This window comes from Micromonospora sp. M51 (assembly GCF_018070305.1).
Classification (GTDB): domain Bacteria; phylum Actinomycetota; class Actinomycetes; order Mycobacteriales; family Micromonosporaceae; genus Micromonospora; species Micromonospora parva.
Genome location: NZ_JAGPXZ010000398.1, coordinates 1 through 5563, shown reverse-complemented (window position 1 = coordinate 5563; position 5563 = coordinate 1). Strand labels below are relative to the sequence as shown.

5 protein-coding genes are annotated in these 5563 nt (G+C 69.9%); 2 read left to right on the top strand and 3 right to left on the bottom strand.

The window, feature by feature from the left end; all coding sequences use genetic code 11:
* On the bottom strand, positions 1-283 hold a 283-nt coding region (locus KBX53_RS20395), incomplete at its 3' end, for a DUF4873 domain-containing protein (RefSeq protein WP_210861047.1).
* Positions 280-999, bottom strand: coding sequence for a TetR family transcriptional regulator (locus KBX53_RS20390; protein ID WP_030337026.1), 720 nt, complete (start codon positions 997-999; stop codon positions 280-282). The genes KBX53_RS20395 and KBX53_RS20390, both read right to left, overlap by 4 nt.
* Before the next feature lie 48 nt (positions 1000-1047).
* Between KBX53_RS20390 and KBX53_RS20385 the strand changes: the two genes are divergently transcribed.
* A complete protein-coding gene (locus KBX53_RS20385; RefSeq protein ID WP_030337025.1) occupies positions 1048-1944 on the top strand; it encodes a diiron oxygenase in 897 nt (298 codons plus the stop codon).
* An 83-nt stretch (positions 1945-2027) separates the two neighbouring features.
* Here the strand turns inward: KBX53_RS20385 and KBX53_RS20380 are convergent, their stop codons facing one another.
* Positions 2028-2531: a winged helix-turn-helix domain-containing protein gene (locus KBX53_RS20380; protein WP_245233752.1), complete on the bottom strand. Its 504-nt coding sequence runs from the start codon at positions 2529-2531 to the stop codon at positions 2028-2030.
* Between the two features lie 302 nt (positions 2532-2833).
* Between KBX53_RS20380 and KBX53_RS20375 the strand changes: the two genes are divergently transcribed.
* Positions 2834-5563, top strand: a 2730-nt coding sequence (locus tag KBX53_RS20375; RefSeq protein WP_309140818.1) for a S8 family serine peptidase, incomplete at its 3' end; no start/stop codon positions are given.

Below are 5563 nucleotides of genomic sequence, written 5' to 3'. Positions count from 1 at the left end.
CGGTTGCGGCGGCTGGGTCGGGCTCGGGCGGCCAGGGCGGATCGCCGACGCCGGTGACGCGTACGCCGCCCCACGGGTCGACCTCGGCCAGTCGGGCGGGTCGGACCCGGTCGGCGATGCGCACCTCGACGTCGCGCCGCCCGCGGCGCAGCAGGTGGGTCACCAGTGGCGCCGGTTCGATCCGCCCACCCCAGTGGAAGCGACCGTCGACCGGCTCCCACCGCCCGCTGAGGTGCACCCGGACCGAGATGCCCTCGACTCCCGCCGGGCCGTGGTAGGTCACGGCACGATCCGTTCGTGGGCGCGGGTCAGCTCGGGCGGCAGGTCGGCGCTGGCGCGTACCCCCTCGATGCCGCTCCACAGCAGAGTGGTCAGGTAGTCGGTGAGGGCGGCCCGGCTGATCGGCTGTCCGTGCGTGGTCCACCAGTCGCCGACCGCCTGCACGAAGCCCACCAGGCCGTACGCCCAGGGCTCCGCCGGGCCGGCGTCCAGCCCGAGCGCCCGTAGCCGGTCACCGATCACCCGGGCCAGCCCGGCGGCGACCTGCCGGCTGGTGCCGGCGACCACCTGGTGGATGCCGGGTTGACCGGACTGTCGCATCAGGAACCGGTAGAGCGTGGGCTGTGACTCGATCACCCCGAGGTACGCGTCGATCGTCGCCTCGACCAGGTCACGTTCCTCGCGGACCTGCTCGATCGCCGGCGCGATGGCGTCGACCACCCGGGCCGCCACCACCTCGCTCACCGCGACCCAGAGCTGCGACTTGTCGGCGAAGTAGCGGTACAGGACCGGTTTGCTGACGCCCGCGGTGGCGGCGACCTGTTCCATGTCGACGTCCGGGCCGTGTCGCAGCAGCGCCTGCACGGCGGCGCCGACCAACTCCTGCCGTCGGTGCTCACGATGATCTGCCCAGCGGTCCCGGCGGCCGTTGCCCTTCGCTTTCGGATCGTCGGCCGGAGGTGGGTCGGATGCATTGACATCAGTGAGCGGCGATTGCATGCTACTACTCGTAACAGTTACCGGCCGTCACGTCAATATGGAGGAGTCATGGAGGCCGCACCGGCGAAAACCGAGCGCGCGGCGGTCGCCGAGCGACTGCTCACGTCCACACTGCGGACCAGCTACGACCCCACCGTCGAGATCGACTGGGACGCCCCGCACATTCCCGGCGCCTACTGGCTGCCCCCACAACGCAGCAGCCTCTACGGCACGCCGTTGTGGGAGCGGCTCAGCGAGGAGCAGCGCGTCGAACTGACGAGGCACGAGGTGGCCAGCGCCGCCAGCGCCGGGCTGTGGTTCGAGACGATCCTCATGCAGATGCTGATCCGGGAGTACTACCGCGCCGACCCGACCAGCCGCCAGGCCCAGTACGCGTTGACCGAGGTCGCCGACGAGTGCCGTCACTCCATCATGTTCGGCCGGCTGATCGAGGCGATGGGTTGCCCGGTCTACCGCGCGAGCACTGTGGACCATCACCTCGGGCGCTTCCTCAAGGCCACCGCCAGCGGCCCCCGGATGTACGCCGCGATCCTCATCGCGGAGGAGATCCTCGACGCGTTCCAGCGCGAGATCATGGCGGACGAGTCGCTCCAACCGTTGATCCGGATGGTCTCCCGCATCCACGTCGTGGAGGAGGCGCGGCACGTCCGGTTCGCCCGCGAGGAGTTGGCCGCCGCGGTGGCGGCCACCGGCCCGGTGGGCATGGCGTACGCCCGGCTGTTGGTCGGCCGCGCCGCCTACACGATCGCCAACCGCCTGGTCCATCCCGACGTGTACGCGGCGGTGGGCATTCCACCGGCGGTCGGTCGTGCCGCCGCCCGCGCCAACCCGCACTGGCGAGCCACCCTGCGCTGGTCGGCGGCGCGGGTGCACGCCAACCTGGCGGGTGTCGGCCTGGTGGCGGGGCCGGGGCGTCTGCTGTGGGCCCGGGCCGGGCTGATCTGACCGGTCGACACCCGGTGCGACGTCGTGGGGGTCCGGGGTTGTTGCTGATCTTCCGGTCGAGATCGGTTCAGGCGACGTCGCTGTCAGGCCCGTTCGACCCGGGCCTGCTGGTGATCGGTCAGCCGTAGCCCCACCCCGCGCACCACGTCGATGGTGGCCCCGGTGCCCAGGTCGGTCAGCTTGCGGCGCAGTCGCTTCACCAGCGACTGCACGTCCGCCTTGCGTTCGCGCCCCTCGTCACCCCAGACCGACCGGTGCAGCTCGGCGTAGCTCCACACCCGGGCCGGCTCGGTGATCAGGCAGGTCAGCAGGTCGTGTTCCAGCCGGGTGAGGTCGATCTCCCGATCTCCGCAGCGGGCGCTGGAGCGGGCGGAGTCGATCACCAGGGTGGCGACCGGCGCCGGTTCGGACGCGGCGGCGACCTGCTGCGGAGCGGCGATCAGCCGGCGCAGCTCGTCGAGGTCGGCGACCAGCAGCAGCGGCGCGATGCCGTCGAGAAGCTCCGCGAGCCGGATGCGCTCGGCCGGCGACGGGGTGACCGCGATCAGCAGCGGGAACGGCTCGTCGGCCGCATCACCCCTGTTCACCGTTGCCTCGTCCTTGGCCACCGCACCACCCGGGATCGATGGGCATCCCTGCCCAGCTCTCGTCACGGTTCTGACAATGATTGGCAAGCGCGCCGCCGGCCACTGCGACTCTTAGCGACAAGTTGCTCACGGCAAGTTCTTGATCGTCCGTTCTTCTCGATCATAGTGTCCACTCGGGCAACCGGCGTGACCCGCGCGGTGCATGGGGAGGTCCACCATGGCCCACTACACCCTGGGTCGTTCTGAGGGAGGCAGCACCTATGTTCAGACGTCCACAATGGCGGCGCGCAGCCAGATCGCTGGTGAGCGCCGGTGCGGCGACGATCCTCGCCGCGACATGCCTGGCCACCATCGGTTCGGGCGCGCAGGCCGCGCCGGGCGGTGCGATGGGGGCGGGCACCTCGACCGGGGACAAGATCCGACCCGAACTCGCCAAGCAGCTCCAGGCCAAGAGTGAAGGGGACTTCTGGATCCGGTTCAAGGACCGGGCGGACCTGAGCAAGGCCAGCGCCATCAAGGACTGGTCGAAGCGCGGCACGGCGGTGGCGGACGCGCTGCGCAAGACCGCCGCGGCGAGCCAGGGCAAGATCCGGGCCGACCTCGACAGCTCGGGCACGAAGTACCAGACCTTCTGGGCCACCAACGCCATCAAGGTGAACAGCGGCTCGCTGGCGATGGCGCAGAAGTTCGCCGGCCACTCGGAGGTCGAGGGCCTCTACGCCCCGGTCGCGTACAAGGTGCCGGAGACGACGAAGGGCGCCGACGAGAAGACGGTGAACGCCCTGGAGTGGGGCATCGCCAACATCAACGCCGACGACGTCTGGTCCCAGTACGGCGTCAAGGGCGAGGGCATCACCATCGCGAACATCGACACCGGGGTGCAGTTCGATCACCCGGCGCTGGTGAACTCCTACCGGGGCAACAACGGTGACGGGACCTTCGACCACAACTACAACTGGTTCAACGCCGCCAACGCCACCGGGGCCTGCGCGACAGCTCCCTGCGACGGCGACGGCCACGGTACGCACACGATGGGCACCATGGCCGGCTCCGACGGCGCGAACCAGATCGGTGTCGCCCCCGGGGTCAGGTGGATCGCGGCGAACGGGTGCTGCCCCAGTGACGCCGCCCTGATCGAATCCGGTCAGTGGATGCTCGAGCCGCTGGACCTCAACGGTCAGAACGCGGACGCGAGCAAGCGACCGAACATCATCAACAACTCGTGGGGCACCCGGGACCCGTCCAACGAGCCGTTCATGGAGGACGTGACGAACGCCTGGGCCGCGTCCGGCATCTTCGGCGTCTGGTCCAACGGCAACAGCGGACCGGCCTGCCAGACCAGTGGCTCGCCGGGCAGCCTCGTCAGCAACTACTCCACCGGCGCGTACGACATCAACAACAACGTCGCCGGCTTCTCCTCCCGGGGCGCCGGTCAGAACGGTGAGATCAAGCCCAACATCTCCGCGCCGGGCGTGAACGTCCGGTCGAGCATCCCGGGCAGCGCCTACGGCAGCATCAGCGGCACCTCGATGGCCGCGCCGCACCTCGCGGGGGCGATCGCGCTGCTGTACTCGGCGGCGCCGTCGCTGATCGGTGACGTCAACGCGACCCGTGCACTGCTCAACGGCGCCGCGGTCGACAAGGCCGACGACCAGTGCGGTGGCACCGCCGCCGACAACAACGTCTACGGCGAAGGCCGACTGGACGCCCTCGCGCTGCTCAACGCCGCCCCGACGGGCGACATCGGCACGCTCGCCGGCACTGTCACCGACGCGGCCTCCGGCGCCCCGATCGCCGGCGCGACGCTGACGCTCACCGGCCCGTCCGAGCGTGAGCTGACCACCGGTGCCGACGGCAAGTTCTCGACCCAGCTCCCCACCGGTGACTACCAGGTCGCCGTCGCGGCGTTCGGGTACGGCGGCACCACCACGACGGCAACCATCGCCAAGGGCACGACCACGACGCTCAACGTCGCCCTCACCGCGGTGCCGAGTGTCAACGTCACCGGAGCGGTCACCGACGGCTCCGGCCACGGCTGGCCGTTGTACGCGAAGGTGACAGTGACCGGCGTGTCCGGCGTCTACGACTACACCACCCCGTCGAACGGTCGCTACAGCATCAAGCTGCCGGCCGGGCAGACGTACACCCTGACGTACGAGTCGCAGTACCCCGGCTACCAGACCGTCACCAAGCAGGTCGTGGTCGGCTCGGGCAACGTCACCGCCAACGTCGCCGTGCCGGTGGACACCACCGACTGCACCACCGCCGCCGGGTACACGTTCGGCTCCGACGGTGAGTACGAGACCTTCGACGCCACCACCACGCCGGCCGGCTGGACCGTCGTGGACAACGCGGGCAGCGGTCAGGTCTGGAAGTTCACCGACGACGGCAACCGGGGCAACCTGACCGGGGGCAGCGGCAACTTCGCGATGATCGACAGCGACGACTACGGTGCGGGCACCAGCCAGGACACCTCCCTGGTCAGCCCGGTGGTCGACCTGACCGCCGTCACCGCCCCGGTGATCCGGTTCAACCAGGACTTCAACCAGCTCAACGACGACACCGCCGACGTCGACCTGAGCATCGACGGCGGTGCCACCTGGACCAACGTGCTCCGGCAGGAGACGGACGTCCGGGGACCGAAGCTGACCGAGATCCCGATCCCGCAGGCGGCCGGTCAGGCGCGGGTGCAGGTCCGGTTCCACTACTACGACGCCTCGTACGAGTGGTGGTGGGAGGTCGACAACGTCCTGATCGGCAGCCAGGTGACCTGCGTGCCGGTCGACGGTGGTCTGGTCGTCGGCAACGTCCGTGACAAGAACGACGGCAGCTACGTCAACGGCGCGACCGTCACCAGCAAGGACCGGCCCGCCGAGAAGGCCGTCACGGTGGCGACCCCGGACGACCCGGAGCTGGCCGACGGCTTCTACTGGATCTACTCGTCGCTGACCGGCGAGCACCCGTTCACCGCGTCCGCCGGCAACTACGTCAGCCAGACCAAGACTGTCGACGTCGAGGCCGACTGGGCGACC